This window comes from Pseudomonas izuensis, assembly GCF_009861505.1.
Taxonomy (GTDB): Bacteria; Pseudomonadota; Gammaproteobacteria; order Pseudomonadales; family Pseudomonadaceae; genus Aquipseudomonas; species Aquipseudomonas izuensis.
In genome coordinates this window covers 212,266-227,787 of sequence record NZ_WTFT01000004.1, presented here as the reverse complement: position 1 = coordinate 227,787, position 15,522 = coordinate 212,266, and the positions used below count along the sequence as shown (strand labels likewise).

13 protein-coding genes are annotated in these 15,522 nt (G+C 60.8%); 3 read left to right on the top strand and 10 right to left on the bottom strand.

The features are described 5' to 3' along the window. Window positions 1–5 precede the first annotated feature (5 nt). Window positions 6–806, top strand: a complete 801-nt coding sequence (locus GPL81_RS04035; protein ID WP_160105297.1) for a phasin family protein — start codon at window positions 6–8, stop codon at window positions 804–806. A 171-nt stretch (window positions 807–977) separates the two neighbouring features. Here GPL81_RS04035 and GPL81_RS04030 read toward each other — a convergent pair whose 3' ends face one another. From GPL81_RS04030 to GPL81_RS03985, 10 genes are all read right to left on the bottom strand, one after another. Then, the gene (locus GPL81_RS04030) at window positions 978–1,598 is read right to left on the bottom strand and encodes a TetR/AcrR family transcriptional regulator (RefSeq protein WP_160105296.1); all 621 of its coding nucleotides are present in this window, start codon (window positions 1,596–1,598) and stop codon (window positions 978–980) included. Window positions 1,599–1,767: 169 nt separating this feature from the next. Beyond that, window positions 1,768–3,450 (bottom strand): class II poly(R)-hydroxyalkanoic acid synthase, encoded by a 1,683-nt coding sequence (gene phaC / locus GPL81_RS04025; protein ID WP_096513809.1) that lies wholly within the window; start codon window positions 3,448–3,450, stop codon window positions 1,768–1,770. A gap of 127 nt (window positions 3,451–3,577) precedes the next feature. After that, complete coding sequence (phaZ, locus tag GPL81_RS04020; RefSeq protein WP_160105295.1) at window positions 3,578–4,432, bottom strand: poly(3-hydroxyalkanoate) depolymerase; 855 nt, start codon at window positions 4,430–4,432, stop codon at window positions 3,578–3,580. A gap of 148 nt (window positions 4,433–4,580) precedes the next feature. Further along, window positions 4,581–6,260, bottom strand: a complete 1,680-nt coding sequence (gene phaC, locus GPL81_RS04015; RefSeq protein ID WP_160105294.1) for a class II poly(R)-hydroxyalkanoic acid synthase — start codon at window positions 6,258–6,260, stop codon at window positions 4,581–4,583. 260 nt (window positions 6,261–6,520) lie between these two features. After that, complete coding sequence (locus tag GPL81_RS04010) at window positions 6,521–6,892, bottom strand: gamma-butyrobetaine hydroxylase family protein (RefSeq protein ID WP_160105293.1); 372 nt, start codon at window positions 6,890–6,892, stop codon at window positions 6,521–6,523. Between the two features lie 143 nt (window positions 6,893–7,035). Beyond that, the gene (gene hslU, locus GPL81_RS04005) at window positions 7,036–8,373 is read right to left on the bottom strand and encodes an ATP-dependent protease ATPase subunit HslU (RefSeq protein WP_160105292.1); all 1,338 of its coding nucleotides are present in this window, start codon (window positions 8,371–8,373) and stop codon (window positions 7,036–7,038) included. Between the two features lie 57 nt (window positions 8,374–8,430). Further along, window positions 8,431–8,961: an ATP-dependent protease subunit HslV gene (gene hslV, locus GPL81_RS04000; protein ID WP_096513804.1), complete on the bottom strand. Its 531-nt coding sequence runs from the start codon at window positions 8,959–8,961 to the stop codon at window positions 8,431–8,433. Window positions 8,962–9,193: 232 nt separating this feature from the next. Further along, window positions 9,194–9,904 carry an SPOR domain-containing protein gene (locus GPL81_RS03995; protein WP_096513803.1) on the bottom strand — a complete coding sequence of 237 codons (711 nt, stop codon included), beginning with the start codon at window positions 9,902–9,904 and terminating at the stop codon, window positions 9,194–9,196. A 1-nt stretch (window position 9,905) separates the two neighbouring features. Beyond that, window positions 9,906–11,642: an arginine--tRNA ligase gene (gene argS, locus GPL81_RS03990; RefSeq protein ID WP_160105291.1), complete on the bottom strand. Its 1,737-nt coding sequence runs from the start codon at window positions 11,640–11,642 to the stop codon at window positions 9,906–9,908. A gap of 220 nt (window positions 11,643–11,862) precedes the next feature. After that, window positions 11,863–14,082, bottom strand: coding sequence for a primosomal protein N' (locus tag GPL81_RS03985; protein ID WP_160105290.1), 2,220 nt, complete (start codon window positions 14,080–14,082; stop codon window positions 11,863–11,865). Between the two features lie 285 nt (window positions 14,083–14,367). Between GPL81_RS03985 and rpmE the strand changes: the two genes are divergently transcribed. Next, window positions 14,368–14,586, top strand: a complete 219-nt coding sequence (gene rpmE / locus GPL81_RS03980) for a 50S ribosomal protein L31 (RefSeq protein ID WP_008047849.1) — start codon at window positions 14,368–14,370, stop codon at window positions 14,584–14,586. Window positions 14,587–14,621: 35 nt separating this feature from the next. Next, window positions 14,622–15,410, top strand: a complete 789-nt coding sequence (locus tag GPL81_RS03975; RefSeq protein WP_160105289.1) for a thermonuclease family protein — start codon at window positions 14,622–14,624, stop codon at window positions 15,408–15,410. Window positions 15,411–15,522 lie beyond the last annotated feature (112 nt).

Below are 15,522 nucleotides of genomic sequence, written 5' to 3'. Positions count from 1 at the left end.
ACGGGATGGCTGTTAAAAAGATCACCGAAAAAGAAAGCAGCTCGTGGATCGGGAAAGTCGAAGACTACTCCCGAAAAATCTGGCTGGCTGGTTTAGGCGTGTACTCGAAGATCGACACTGACGGCAGCAAAATCTTCGATGCATTGGTTAAAGACGGCGAGAAGGCTGAGAAGGCGATTGGCAAGAAAGTCGACACTGCCAAGGATACCGCGAAGGACTCCGCTTCTTCGGCGAAGTCGCGCATCAGCGGCGTGAAAGACCGCGCACTGGGCAAGTGGGATGAGCTGGAAGGGGCTTTCGACAAGCGCCTGAACAGCGCCATTTCGCGTCTGGGCGTACCGAGCCGCAATGAGGTCAAGGCACTGCACAGCAAGGTCGATACCCTGACCAAGCAAATCGAAAAACTGACCGGTGCCAAGGTTGCGCCTGTTGCGGCGAAAACCGCGGCAGCCAAACCGGCCGCGAAGACCGCAGCTAAACCGCTGGCCAAAGCGGCGGCTAAACCTGCTGCCAAAACGGCCGCTGCAAAACCTGCCGCTGCCAAGCCGGCGGCCAAACCGGTCGCAGCAAAAGCTGCGGCTAAACCTGCAGCAAAAACCGCTGCAGCCAAACCAGCTGCCGCGAAGAAGCCCGCAGTGAAAAAACCGGCCGCTCCTAAAGCCGCCGCAGCCAAACCAGCAGTGGCAGCCGCCAAGCCGGCAACCCCGGCTGCTCCGGTCAGCGCATCGAACTCCGCTGCCGCACCGACCCCTGCTGTAACCCCGACTGTCGCGCCAGCTCCATCGACGCCAACCAGTCAGTCCTGATTCTTCAGGGCTCAAGAAAACGCCCGGCCTGCCAAGGTCGGGCGTTTTTGTTTGTGCACGACTCCATGGACAGCGCGACCCCCTGTAGGAGCTGAGCTTGCTCGCGATGGAGTGTCAGTCAGCGATCGTTGTCTGACACTCCATCGCGAGCAAGCTCAGCTCCTACAAGGGTTATTCGTGTTCTTCCAGGTATTGAAGCGCCAATCGCTCCGTCGCTATTTTGATCGGCGGCAACAGATGCGGGGCTACCAGCATCATGATCTGGTAAACCACCAATCGCACTTCACCTTCGCGATCGAGAATCCGCTGATAGTCCAGCGAGAACAGCAGAGTCATGGTGATCTGTTCCACCAGTTGCCCCAGGGCCTGGGTTTCGCTGACCAATTGCCCCTGGGCCTTCAATTGCGCGAGCAATGAGGCCAGCGTGCGCTTCAGGCCGTTGAGCAGGTTTCGAATGCCCTTGGCCAGTTTCGGCAAGCGCCCGGCCAGGTTCGACAGGTCCTGGAACAGAAAACGATAGTGGGCCAGGCGTTCGACGATCAGGTGCAGGAACAGCCAGTAATCGTCGGGGCCCAGTTCGACGTCGGCGGGTGGATCGAGCAGGGGCGCCAGCTCGGCCTGAAAGCGTTCGAACAGCCCGAGTATCAACGGCTCCTTGCCGTGGAAGTGGTAGTAGAGGTTGCCGGGGCTGATGCCCATTTCGTTGGCAACTTCCATGGTGGAAACGTTCGGTTCGCCCTTCTGATTGAACAACTGCAGGGCACATTCGAGGATGCGATCGCGGGTTTTCATCCAGTCTTCTTAATGATCATGCCAAGCGAACCCCAACTCTGTAGGAGCGAGCTTGCTCGCGATGGGCGTTAACGATAACGCGTGCTGTCTGGATAAACGCGTTGCCCAAACGTTTTTCGCGAGCAAGCTCGCTCCTACAGGGGGGGTGCCGGCTGTGGAGTGTTGAGTTTCAGCGCACGCGCACGTAGGTGCCGGGTGCGGCCTCCATCGGTGGATAGTTCTGGTTGCCGAGGGTCATCAGGGTTTCCTTTTGTGCGCCTGAGCGTTCCTGAATCCAGCCCAGCCATTGCGTCCACCAGCTGCCGTCGACTTGCTTGGCGTCGTAGTACCAGGCCCGTGGGTCGCTGCTCAGTTTGGCACCCTCGACGTAGTTGGCTTTCGGGTTGCTCGGCGGGTTGAGAATGCTCTGCACATGGCCGCTGTTGGACAGTACGAAGCGGCGCTCGCCCCCCAGCAGCAGCGTCGAGCGATACACCGCATCCCACGGCGTGATGTGGTCGTTGATGCCGGCAACGCTGAAGCTATCGACCGTGACCTTCTGCAAGTCGATCGGCGTGCCGCACACTTCGAGGCCGCCCGGATGGCTCAGCGGGTTGTGCTTGAAGAAATCCAGCAAATCGCCATGCAGCGCTGCCGGCAGACGCGTGTTGTCATTGTTCCAGTAGAGGATGTCGAACGCTGGCGGCTCTTTGCCCAGCAAGTAGTTATTGACGAAGTAACTCCAGATCAGATCGTTGGGGCGCATCCAGGCGAAGACCTTGGCCATGTCCCGACCGTCGAGCACGCCTTTTTGATAGGAGCGGCGCTTGGCGGCTTCCAGTGTCTGCTCGTCGGCGAAGAGGGTTGCCGGCGAATCCAGCTGGCTATCGAGCAGGCTGACCAGGTACGTCGCACTGGACACCCGCCGCAACTGCCGCTTGGCTTGCAGGTGACCCTGTAGCGCGGCAATGGTCAGCCCGCCGGCGCAGGCGCCCATCAGGTTGACTTCGCGCGCACCGGTGATCGCCCGGCAGACATTCATGGCTTCTTCCACCGCTTCAACGTAGCTCGACAGGCCCCATTCGCGGTGGCGCACATCGGGGTTGCGCCAACTGATCACGAAGGTTTGCAGGCCATTCTTGAGCGCGAACTGGACGAAGCTGTTGTGGGGGCTCAGGTCGAAAATGTAGTACTTGTTGATCTGTGGCGGCACCACCAGCAGCGGTTTGGAATACTGCTTTTCACTCATCGGCTTGTACTGGATCAGTTCCAGCAGTTCATTGCGGAACACCACGGCGCCGGTGGTGGTCGCGACGGTCTTGCCGACTTCGAAAGCCTGCTTGGTGACCTGCCGGGGCAGACCATCGTTGTGCAGGAAATCGTCCACCAGGTGACTGATCCCGCGGATCAGGCTATTGCCGCCGGAGTTGAATATTTCCTTGATCGCCAGCGGATTGAGCAGGCTGTTGGACGGCGACACGGCATCGTTGAGCAGGGCAAACGCGAAGTGCGCGCGGGCACGATCATCCGGGCTCATGTTGCTCTCGTCGATCCAGCTTTTGACCTGCTTCTGCCAACTCAGGTAGGCCTGCAGGCTGCGACGATAAAACGGGTTGAGGCTCCAGGCCGGATCGGTGAAACGGCTGTCTTGCGGGTTGGTCGGGTGCAGGGTTTCGCCCAGCAGCACCCGACCCAATTGACCGCCCAGTTTCAGGGCGTGCCGGGCGCTGTGCACCGGGTTGCGCAAACCATGTGCGGCAACGCTGCGCAGGGTTGAAAACAGATCCCGACCCCTCAGGCCGGTAATCGCACTCTGTGCATTGATGAACGCGGCGGGAGTCGGTAGAGATTCCCTCGCTGGTTTGTCGCGCATGACTCAACACTCCTTCGTCTTCAGGCCAAATACAAACACACCGAACCAGAACACCATAGACGCTGTAACGGGTTGTTGCGCGGCGCGGCATCCTGCCGTCCACTTTTCTTGAGAAAAGCGCGGCGGATTAACCGCCCAGTGACGACGGGTGCGGGTGCATCACCGCACGCTGCCGCTCCTCCTCGAGAAACTTCATGATGATCGGCGCCACGGCTTCGGCCCGGGTTATCAGGAACAGATGCCCGTCATCGATGATGTGCATCTGGGCGTTGGGAATCCGCCAGGCCAGCAGACGCATGTTGACCAGCGGGATCAATGGATCGTCGTCGCCGGCCAGTACCAGGGTCGGCTGGTTGATCTTGTGCAGCCAGTGAATGCTGGTCCAGCCGAGGCCGGCGAACAACTGCCAGTAGTAACCCAGCTTGCCCGCCGAACGCACCTTGGCCGCATGGCTTGCGGCCAGCGTCGGGTCGCGGCGGAACGAGCCGCCGTAGATCATCGGCGCGATGCGGATCACGTGCGAGGGCTGGATGTAGCGTCGTGGGCTGGCCATCATCCATAGCACTTTCGGCTTGCCCGGCACCATCACTGCGCCCGCCGCCGTGGCGGCGAGCACCAGCTTCTTGCAGCGCTCCGGATAGTCATAGGCGAACTGCTGCGCCAGGGCGCCACCCCAGGACACGCCGATCACATTGACCTGTCCGTAATCGAGGTAATCGAGCATGCGTGCCGTGAGTTTCGCCAGGCTGGGAAAGCGGTACGGAAGATTTGGCGTCGACGAACCGCCGACACCGGGAACGTCGAAGGCGATGACTTCCAGGTCCGGGTCCAGTGCGGCGACGAACGGAAACACCAGCTCCAGGTTGGCGCCGATGCCGTTGAAAATCAGCAAGGGCGTCAAGTGAGGCTTGCCGGGGCGTACCGCCGTGCGGAGGGTCTGGCCATCCAGGTCGACGGTACGGAATATGAACGGTTGCGGCATGCTTCAGCCCTGTTTATGAATTCATCCCCGAATCCTTTGTGGGAGCGAGCCTGCTCGCGAATGCGTCGGGTCAGTCAACTTCAATGTTGAATGTTTGACCGCTTTCGCGAGCAGGCTCGCTCCCACAGGGGGAGGCGGGGTGTGTCAGTTACCGCTCATGTACGTATGTACCCGGCGACGCTTCGCCCGCCGGATAAGCCTTGTTGCCCAGTTTCAACGGTGATTTTTTCAGCTCGCCCGAGCGCTCGGCCTGCCAGGCCTGCCAGTGCAGCCACCAGGAATCGGTGTGCTTGCTGGCGTTTTCTTGCCACTCATCGGCACTGTCCGCCATCTCGGTGCTGGTCATGTAACGGGATTTGGGGTTGCCCGGCGGGTTCAGAATGCTCTGGATGTGCCCACTGCTGGACAACACGAATTCAACATTGCCGCCGAACAGCTGCGCCGACTTGTAGCAGGACTTCCACGGGGTGATGTGGTCGTTGGTGCCGGCCAGGGAAAAGATGTCGGCCGTCACCTGCTTGAGGTCGATGGCGGTACCGCACACTTCCAGTGCATTGGGGCGAATCAGTGGATTGTTTTTGAACAACTCGATCAGGTCGCCATGGAACGCGGCCGGCAACCGCGTGGTGTCGTTGTTCCAGAACAGGATGTCGAACACCGGTGGCTCGTTGCCCAGCAGGTAGTTGTTGACCCAGTAGTTCCAGATCAGGTCGTTGGGGCGCATCCAGGCGAAGACCTTGGCCATGTCGCGACCTTCCAGCACGCCGGCCTGGTACGAGTGACGCTTGGCGGCTTCGAGGGTTTGCTCGTTGACGAACAGGGCGACGTCGCTGTCCAGGGTGGTGTCGAGCACGCTCACCAGCAGGGTGAGGGCGTTGACCTTGTTCTCACCGATTGCGGCGTAGTGGCCCAGCAGCGCGGTGCAGGTGATGCCGCCGGAGCAGGCACCGAGCATGTTCACGTCTTTGCTGCCGGTGATGGCGGTGACCACGTCGACCGCTTCCTTGAGCGCCTCGATGTAGGTCGACAGGCCCCACTCGCGCTGTTCCTTGGTCGGGTTGCGCCAGCTGACGATGAAGGTCTGCACGTTGTTGCGCAGGCAGAATCGCGCCAGGCTCTTGTCCGGGCTCAGGTCGAAAACGTAGAACTTGTTGATCTGCGGCGGCACCACTAGCAAGGGGCGCTCATGGACCTGCTCGGTGATCGGCTTGTACTGGATCAGCTCCAGCACGTCGTTGCGGAACACCACCGCGCCTTCGGTCACACCCAGGGTCTTGCCGACCTCGAATGCACCCATGTTGACCTGGCTCGGCATACCGCCGTTGTGCACCATGTCCTTGGCCAGATGCGAGAGTCCGTCGAGCAGGCTTTTGCCGCCGGTTTCGAAGAAGCGTTTGACCGCTGCCGGGTTGGCCGCCGTATTGGTCGGGGCCATGGCTTCGGTCATGAGGTTGATCACGAAGTGCCCGCGAGCCACGTCCTTGGCCGGGAGGTTGCTGTCGTCGATCCAGTCGTGGAGTTCCTTGCGCCACGCCAGGTAGGTTTGCAGATAACGTTTGTAGAGCGGGTTCTGGCTCCAGGCCGGATCGGCGAAACGACGATCGTCGCTGGTCGGTTGCAACCCGGACTTGCCGAACAGCACATTCTTGAGTTCAAGGCCGAAATGCGCGACATGTTTGGCGCTGTGCACAGGTTGTTTGATGGCCTGCCTGAGCACCATTCGAGCAGAAGCCAGTAGATCCTTTCCACGCAGCCCAACGACAGGATTCAGTCCCAAGGTGTTTTCCGAGGCCTGATACTTCAAGTCATCGTTATTCTTGTTACTCATCTACGACGCTCCATTGTCCTGACACGAGTACCCGGGGTCCTGCTGTGCAGTCACACAGCCAATACCAGGTACTTCTGCCCAGGTGACCGTTAATACTGCATCGCTGCTTTTTGTTCGCAGAGAGCACTGCAGGGAACTTGCCAGCTCCATTGGTTACCCGAGTTTAATTTTTTTCGCAAGCAGGCCAATCGCCGACTCTGAAGCCGAGCATTCAAACAGATGGAATTAGAAAATGCCCTCTAATGAGCGAGAGGCTTGGGCTAGAGCATCAGCTTGACGATGGATTCGTTCGGATCGCGGGTTTTTCCGGCGGCTTTGAGTTCGGCCAGATAATCCTCCCAGAGTGCGTCATAACGTCGCCCCAGTTCATAGAGGTATTCCCAGGTGAACAGGCCGCTGTCGTGGCCATCGTCGAAGGTCAATTTCAGTGCGTACTGACCGGCCGGTTCTACCTTGGTCAGGCCGACGTTGATCTTGCCAAATTGCAGGATGGGTTTGCCGTGGCCCTGGACCTCGGCGGAAGGAGAGTGCACGCGCAGGAACTCGGCGGGCAAGGTGTATTCCTCGCCGGACGCGTACTTGAGCGTCAGGGTTTTCGAGGCTTTGTGCAGTTTGATGTCGGTGGGGATCATGACCGGATTTCCGTCTTGTGCGGAACCCTGTAGGAGCGAGCCTGCTCGCGATAGCGGTGCAACAGTCAACACAAGGGTTGAATGTACCGCCGTCATCGCGAGCAGGCTCGCTCCTACAGTTCCATTACGTCTGTAAGAGTTGCTTACAGGATATAACGGGACAGGTCTTCGTTCTGCGCCAATTCGCCCAAGTGGTTGTTGACGTAGTCGGCGTCGATCTGGATCGCCTTGTCATCGTGGGCGCTGGCCAGGTCGCCGGCGCTGAACGACACCTCTTCAAGCAGGCGCTCGAGCAGGGTGTGCAGGCGACGGGCACCGATGTTCTCGGTTTTCTCGTTGACCTGCCAGGCGATTTCCGCAATGCGCTTGATGCCGTCCGGCTGGAACTCGATGGTCAGACCTTCGGTTTTCAGCAGTGCGCAATATTGCTCGGTGAGCGATGCGTGCGGTTCGCTCAGAATGCGCTCGAAGTCTTGCGGCGACAGCGCCTTCAGCTCAACGCGGATCGGCAGGCGACCCTGTAGCTCGGGCACCAGATCACTCGGCTTGCTCAGGTGGAATGCGCCGGAAGCGATGAACAGGATGTGGTCGGTCTTGACCATGCCCAGTTTGGTGTTGACGGTGCAGCCTTCGATAAGCGGCAGCAGGTCACGCTGTACGCCTTCACGGGATACATCGGCGCCGCCGACGTTGCCGCGTTTGGCGACCTTGTCGATTTCGTCGATGAACACAATGCCGTGCTGCTCGACCGCTTCCAGCGCCTTGGCCTTCAACTCTTCATCGTTGACCAGGCGGCCGGCCTCTTCGTCGCGCACCAGTTTCAGCGCTTCCTTGACCTTGAGCTTGCGGCTCTTGCGCTTGCCCTTGCCCATGTTGGCGAACAGGCTCTGCAACTGGTTGGTCATCTCTTCCATGCCTGGTGGCGCGGAGATATCGACGCCGGACATTTCGGCGACTTCGATTTCGATTTCCTTGTCATCCAGCTGACCTTCGCGCAGGCGCTTGCGGAACAGCTGACGGGTGTTGGAATCGGACGTCGGCGCGTCATCGTTGCTGAAGCCCATGCGTGCCGGCGGCAGCAGCGCATCCAGGATGCGTTCTTCGGCGGCGTCTTCGGCGCGGTGGCGAACCTTGGTGATTTCCTGTTCGCGCAACAGCTTGATCGCAGCGTCGGCCAGATCGCGAATGATCGATTCGACGTCACGTCCGACATAGCCGACTTCGGTGAACTTGGTCGCTTCGACCTTGATGAACGGTGCGTTGGCCAGCTTGGCCAGGCGACGGGCGATCTCGGTTTTACCGACGCCGGTCGGGCCGATCATCAGGATGTTTTTCGGGGTGACTTCAACGCGCAGCTCTTCGGGCAGCTGCATCCGGCGCCAGCGATTGCGCAGGGCAATGGCGACGGCGCGCTTGGCATCGTCCTGGCCGATGATATGGCGATTGAGTTCGTGGACGATTTCACGGGGAGTCATGGACATAGTATTTGGCGGACCTCAAGCAAGAATGAGCCGTGGCGCGATAGCGCCTGTACGGGCTTACTCGGCGCAGTCCTGCTCCTCAATGGTCTGGGTGTGGTTGGTGAATACGCAGATATCGCCGGCGATGCCAAGGGCGGTCTCGACGATTTCCCGGGCCGACAGGTCGGTTTTTTTCAGCAGTGCGCTGGCGGCAGCCTGGGCATAGGCGCCACCGGAGCCCATGGCGATCAGGCCGTTTTCAGGCTCGACCACATCGCCGTTGCCGGTGATGATCAGGGAGGCGTCCTTGTTGGCGACCGCGAGCATGGCTTCGAGGCGGCTCAGGGAGCGGTCGGTGCGCCATTCCTTGGCGAGTTCGACAGCGGCGCGAACCAAATGGCCCTGGTGTTTCTCCAGCTGACCCTCGAAACGTTCGAAAAGGGTAAAGGCGTCAGCCGTGGCACCGGCAAAACCGGCGAGGACTTCACCGTGGTACAGGCGACGAACTTTCTTTGCGTTGCCTTTCATCACGGTATTGCCGAGAGATACCTGGCCGTCGCCGCCCATGACGACTTTGCCTTGGCGGCGAACTGAAACGATGGTGGTCAAGGGAAGAGTCTCCACGCAGCGGGGCGAAAATGCCTTATGCCGATACATATGGGGGTGGTGGAGAGGATTTCAACTGTGGGGCGGGAGAGGGGACGAGCGGTGTTGGACGGGGAATGCTGTGTTGTCTGTTCTGGCGCCATCGCGGGCAAGCCTTGCTCCTACAGGATTTACGTGATCCCTGTGGGAGCAAGGCTTGCCCGCGATGAACGATGACGCGGACTTTCCGGTGGAATCAGCGGCTCTGGCGTTGTTGTAACAACAGATTGCTGAACCCGGCGCCAGACAGTTGTTTCTGCGCAGTGGTCAGTTGTTCGCGGTTGCTGAACGGCCCCACCAAGACCCGGTACCAGGTCTCGTCCTTGACCGTACCGGACTCAACCGCCACAGCCTGGCCAAGCAGAATGATCTGTGCCCGAACCTTGTCCGCGTCAGTTTGCTTGCGGAACGAACCGGCCTGCAGGAAGAACTTGGTCACCGGCGCGGCCTTGGAGACGGGCGGCGCTGGGGGCGGCGTGATCCCGGCCAGGGCGGCCTGGGCACGGGCGGTGTCGATTTTCGCCGCTTCCGCCGGGGTTACCGGCGTGGTGGGTATGGCCGGCACTTGTGGTGTCGGCAGGGTTTTTTCCGGTACGGCATCCGGCGGCACGATGACTTCCGACTCCGGCAGCAGGGTGTAGAAGTCGTACTTCGGCTTCACCGGTTGCGTAGGGCTCGGCGGGGTCTTGTTGGCCTCGGCGATCTTGGTGGCTTTCTGTTGCTGCTCGACCTTCTCGCGCTTGACCGTATCGCTGCCTTTGCCCGGCTCCAGCTTCATCAGGAACACGATGAAGGCACCAACCGTCAGGCCGATGGCCATCCATAGCCAGCCCGGGATCGGTTGCTTCGCTGGAGCTTGGTAACGGCTGGCGCCACGTTTGGGTGCAGGTTTTTTCTTGGCAGCCAACTTACATGCGCTCCAGAGTTTCCAGACCCAAGAGTTCCAGGCCTTGCTTGAGGGTGCGACCGGTCAGCGCGGCGAGGCGCAGGCGGCTCTGCATTTGTTCCGGGGTGTCGGCGGCGAGAATCGGGCAGTTCTCGTAGAAACTGGAGAACAGGCCGGCGACGTCGTACAGGTAGGTGCAGAGGATGTGCGGTGTGCCTTTCTCGGACACGTTGTTCAGCACTTCGCCAAACTGTGCGAGTTTCGCGGCCAGTTCGTGCTCGTGCGGTGCTTCCAGAACGATCCGGCCTTCGACTTCGCTGAAGTCCTTGCCGAGTTTGCGGAACACACCGGCCACACGGGTGTAGGCGTACAGCAGGTACGGCGCGGTGTTGCCTTCAAAATTCAGCATCAGGTCGAAGTTGAAGCTGTAGTCGCTGGTGCGGTGCTTGGACAGGTCGGCGTATTTCACCGCGCCGATGCCCACGACCTTGGCGATGTTGCGCAGGTCGGCCTCGGCCAGTTCCGGGTTCTTGTCCTTCACCAGGGTGTAGGCACGTTCTTGGGCTTCGGTCAGCAGGTCGATCAGCTTCACGGTGCCGCCGTCACGGGTCTTGAACGGGCGGCCATCGGCGCCGTTCATGGTGCCGAAGCCCATGTGTTCCATTTCCATCGGATGCGTCACGAAACCGGCTTTGCGGGCCACGGCGAACACCTGCTGGAAGTGCAGGGCCTGACGCTGATCGACGAAGTACAGCGCGCGATCGGCCTTGAGCTTGCCGCTGCGGTAGCGCACGGCGGCCAGGTCGGTGGTGGCGTAGAGGTAGCCGCCATCAGCCTTGACGATGATCACTGGCAGCGGATCGCCGTCGGCGTTCTTGAATTCGTCGAGGAACACGCACTGGGCGCCGTTGCTCTCGACCAGCATGCCGGCGGCCTTGAGGTCGTTGACCACGTTGATCAGATCGTCGTTGTAGGCGCTTTCGCCCATTACGTCGGCCATGGTCAGCTTGACGTTCAGTAGTTCGTAGATCTTTTGGCAGTGGGACAGCGAGATGTCCTTGAACTTGGTCCACAGCGCCAGGCAATCGGCATCGCCGGCCTGCAACTTGACCACCAGGCCGCGGGCGCGGTCGGCGAACTCTTCGGATTCATCGAAGCGCTGCTTGGCGGCGCGGTAGAAGTTTTCCAGGTCCGACAGCTCGTCGCTGGTGATCGGGTTTTCCTGCAGGTAGGCCATCAGCATGCCGAACTGGGTGCCCCAGTCGCCGACGTGGTTCTGACGGATGACTTCGTCGCCGAGGAACTCCAGCACCCGGGCCACGCCGTCGCCGATGATGGTCGAGCGCAAGTGGCCGACGTGCATCTCTTTGGCCAGGTTCGGCGCGGACAGGTCAACCACGGTGCGCTGCACTGGGCCGGCCTTGCGTACGCCGATGTGTTCATCGGCGAGGGCGGCGTCCAGGCGTGTGGCCAGGGCCTGGGTGTTCTGGAAGAAGTTCAGGAAGCCTGGGCCGGCGATTTCGGCCTTGGAGACGTTCTCGTCAGCCGGCAGCGCGGCGATGATTTTCTCCGCCAGGTCGCGTGGCTTCATGCCCGCAGGCTTGGCCAGCATCATGGCGATGTTGCTGGCGAAGTCGCCGTTCTTCTTGTCGCGGGAATTTTCCACCTGGATCGCCGGCGACAGGCCTTCAGGCAACACACCTTCGTTGACGAGTTGGGTGATGGCTTGTTGGATCAGCTGGCGAATGGTGTCTTTCATGGTCTTCTCTTTCAACCGCAGGCGCGGCGGCGCTTCGATGCGCTGGTGGAAAAACTGGGCATTATCCGTGGCGAAGGCGGGCTTGCCAACCTTAGCAGGCAGGATGTGGATATGTGGTGACAAATTGGCCCTGTGGGAGCAAGGCTTGCCCGCGATGGCGATCTAGAGGGCGCTATCGCGGGCAAGCCTTGCTCCCACAGGCGATGAGGTGATCTTCAGATCAATACAAATCGACCGGATCGACATCCAAAGACCAACGCACCGCCCGCCCACTTGGCATCTGCTCCAGCACCAGCAACCAGCTGGCAAGCAAGCGGTGCAGCGGGGCACGGGCTGTCGCCTGCAACAACAACTGCGCACGATAGCGTCCGGCCCGGCGTTCCATCGGTGCGGGAACCGGCCCGAGCAGCTCAATCCCCGTTAAACCCTGTTCGGCCAGCAAACGCTCGGCCTCGCTGCAGGCTTCATCGAGAAAACCTTCGGCCTGACCCGGTTTGTGCGCTTCGGCCCGCAACAGCGCCAAGTGCGCGAACGGCGGCAAACCCGCAGCGCGACGTTCGCTCAAGGCTTGTTCCGCAAAGGCGAAATAGCCTTGTTCGGTCAATTGCACCAGCAGCGGATGGTCGGCCAGGTGTGTCTGGATGATCACTTTGCCCGGTTCTTCCGCCCGCCCGGCGCGCCCGGCGACCTGCACGATCAGTTGCGCCATGCGCTCGCTGGCGCGGAAATCGCCGGAGAACAGGCCGCCATCGGCATCGAGAATCGACACCAGAGTCACCCGTGGAAAGTGGTGGCCCTTGGCGAGCATTTGCGTGCCCACCAGGATGCACGGCTGGCCCTTCTGAATGGTCGCGAACAATTGATTCATCGCGTCCTTTCGTGACGTGCTGTCGCGGTCGACCCGCAATACCGGGTAGTCCGGGAACAAGATGCCCAAACGCTCTTCGGCCCGTTCGGTGCCGGCCCCCACCGGGCGCAAATCGACCTTGTTGCACTTCGGGCACTGGCGCGGCACGCGCTCGACATAGCCGCAATGGTGGCAACGCAGTTCGCCATGGCGCTGATGCACGGTCATGCGCGCATCGCAGCGCTGGCATTCAGACATCCAGCCGCAGTCATGGCAAAGCAGGGTCGGGGCGAAACCGCGGCGGTTAAGGAAAACCAATACTTGCTGGCCAGCTGCCAGGGTCTGGCCGATGGCTTGTTGCATCGGCCCGGAAATGCCGCTGTCCAGCGGGCGGCTTTTCACGTCCAGGCGCAGGAAACGCGGTTGTTTGGCGCCGCCGGCGCGCTCATTCAGGCGTAGCAGGCCGTAACGGCCGGTGTAGGCGTTGTGCAGGCTTTCCAGAGAGGGTGTGGCCGAACCGAGCACAATCGGAATGTTTTCCTGCCGGGCGCGCACCAGTGCGAGATCGCGAGCGTGATAGCGCAGGCCTTCCTGCTGTTTATAAGAGCCGTCGTGCTCTTCATCGATGATGATCAGCCCCGGATTTTTCATTGGCGTGAACAGCGCCGAGCGGGTGCCGATAATGATGTCGGCCTCACCGTCGCGGGCGGCGAGCCAGGCATCGAGACGTTCGCGATCATTGACTGCCGAGTGAATCAGCGCGATGCGCGCATTGAAGCGTTGTTCGAAGCGCGCCAGGGTTTGCGGGCCCAGGTTGATTTCCGGGATCAGCACCAACGCCTGTTTGCCGGCCTCAAGGGTTTCGCGGATCAATTGCAAATACACTTCCGTCTTGCCGCTGCCGGTGACACCGGCCAACAAGAACGCGTGATAGCTGTCGAAGCCGGCGCGAATGGCCTCATAAGCTGCACGCTGCTCCGGGTTGAGCGGCAACTCCGGTTGGGCCAGCCAGTGTTCATGGCGCGCGCCGGGAGCGTGCTTGCGGACTTCGACTTGCACCAGTTCCTTGGCCAGCAACAGATCAAGGCTATCTTTGTTCAGCATCAATTTGCTCAGCAACTGATGGGCGACACCGTGGGGATGCTGGGCTAGTGTCGCCAGGGCCTCACGCTGGCGCGGGGCGCGGGCGATACGCGGATCATCGAGACTGGCGCCGGGGGCGGCAGACCAGAAACGTTCCTGGCGCGCTTCGGCCAATTCGCCCTGACGCAGCAACACCGGCAGTGCCCAGCTCAAGGTGTCGCCGAGGCTGTGCTGGTAATACTGGGATGTCCACAGGCACAGCTTGAACAATGCGGATGGCAGCGGTGGCGTGGCGTCGAGCAGTGCCAGGGCCCGCTTGAGCTTTTCCGCCGGGACTTCGCTGGAATCGGCGACCTCCACCAGAATCCCGATCATTTCCCGCCTGCCAAAAGGTACCCGCAGGCGCATGCCGGGGTGCAGTCGGGCGCGCAGTACCCCGGCCGGAGCGCGGTAGTCGAACAGGCGGCGCAGGGGCGAAGGCAGGGCGAGGCGCAGAATGGCGTCGGGCACGCGGGGGTTCTCGATCGACAAACAAAAGGGGCGTGGCATACAACCTGTAGGAGTGAGCCTGCTCGCGATAGCAATCTTTCAGTCAATATTGTGGCGACTGGCAGACTGCTATCGCGAGCAGGCTCACTCCTGCAGGGGAACGCATATTGGGCCGGGAGCCTAGCAGACGGTCGGTCTCAGTGACAGCTTGCGTGATCAGGATTGTCTGGTAGAATCCGCGGCCTAATTACGTGCGGTATTCAACAATAGTGTTGGGTGGCGGCACGCTAGCCCGAGGAAGACACCATGAAAGCTGATATCCATCCAGAATACCCAGCAGTTGCTGTTACCTGCAGCTGCGGCAACAAGTTCGAAACCCGTTCGACCTTCGGCAAAGCCCTGGCGATCGACGTTTGCAACGAATGCCACCCGTTCTACACCGGTAAGCAAAAGACTCTGGACACTGGCGGCCGCGTTCAGCGCTTCGCCGACCGTTTCGGTGCTTTCGGCGCGAAAAAGGCCTAAGGCCGATCAACTTGGGAGGCCGTTCCGGTTTTTCCATGCTGATGAAAAAGGCGTCCCTTGTGGGCGCCTTTTTTGTGTCCGCGATTTGGCTATCCGTTGCCCAGGCCTTCTGCCCGGCGCCGGGCGCTTTGACGTCTGTCGCGGTGCAGCGGGTGGTGGATGGCGACACACTGCGCCTGGTCGATGGCCGCAGCGTACGCATGATCGGTTTGAATACCCCGGAGCTGGGCAAGAAAGGTCGTTCCGACGAGCCGTTCGCCGTGGCTGCGCGCAAACGCCTCGAAGCCTTGGTGGCGGCCAGCGACGGGCGGGTCGGTTTGCTGCCCGGTAAAGAAAGCCAGGACCACTACGGCCGGACCCTGGCCCACGTCTACAGCGCCGATGGCGCCAATCTCGAAGCACAAATGCTCGCCGAAGGCCTCGGATTTCTGGTGGCGATTGCACCGAATGTCGATCTGGTTGGTTGTCAGCAAGCCGCCGAACGCAGTGCCCGCCAGGCCGGGCTTGGCGTGTGGCGCCAGTCACCTGTACTGAAAGCGGATCAGATCAGTGCGTCCGGTTTTGCCGTGCTCAGCGGTCGTGTGAGCAAGGTTCAGCGCAATCGTGGCGGGGTTTGGATCGAGTTGCAGGAGTCGGTTGTATTGCGTGTTGCACCCAATGTACTCGCCCGCTTCGATGCGGCTTCGCTCGAAAGGCTCAAGGGCAAGCAGATCGAGGCGCGTGGCTGGGTGCTGGATCGTTCGCGCCGCGGTGGACTCAAGGACGGTCAGGCGCGCTGGATGTTGCCGCTGACGGACCCGGCAATGCTCGAAGTGGCGCAGTGATAAAAAATTGTAGACATTTTTTCTGTCGATTGTGAACAGTCTATCCCTTGTGTTCCGCGGCTCTTGGCCAAAAGTCGTAGGGCAGGGCGGTTGACAGGGGTGACCGGTCAGT

Bases quoted from the DNA above. Each gene is read 5' to 3' on its own strand.
- phaC (WP_160105294.1), bottom strand. From the start codon at position 6,260: ATGAGTAACAAGAATAACGATGACTTGAAGTATCAGGCCTCGGAAAAC.
- GPL81_RS03975 (WP_160105289.1), top strand. From the start codon at position 14,622: ATGCTGATGAAAAAGGCGTCCCTTGTGGGCGCCTTTTTTGTGTCCGCG.
- GPL81_RS04010 (WP_160105293.1), bottom strand. From the start codon at position 6,892: ATGATCCCCACCGACATCAAACTGCACAAAGCCTCGAAAACCCTGACG.
- phaZ (WP_160105295.1), bottom strand. From the start codon at position 4,432: ATGCCGCAACCGTTCATATTCCGTACCGTCGACCTGGATGGCCAGACC.
- rpmE (WP_008047849.1), top strand. From the start codon at position 14,368: ATGAAAGCTGATATCCATCCAGAATACCCAGCAGTTGCTGTTACCTGC.
- GPL81_RS04035 (WP_160105297.1), top strand. From the start codon at position 6: ATGGCTGTTAAAAAGATCACCGAAAAAGAAAGCAGCTCGTGGATCGGG.
- argS (WP_160105291.1), bottom strand. From the start codon at position 11,642: ATGAAAGACACCATTCGCCAGCTGATCCAACAAGCCATCACCCAACTC.
- hslU (WP_160105292.1), bottom strand. From the start codon at position 8,373: ATGTCCATGACTCCCCGTGAAATCGTCCACGAACTCAATCGCCATATC.
- phaC (WP_096513809.1), bottom strand. From the start codon at position 3,450: ATGCGCGACAAACCAGCGAGGGAATCTCTACCGACTCCCGCCGCGTTC.
- GPL81_RS04030 (WP_160105296.1), bottom strand. From the start codon at position 1,598: ATGAAAACCCGCGATCGCATCCTCGAATGTGCCCTGCAGTTGTTCAAT.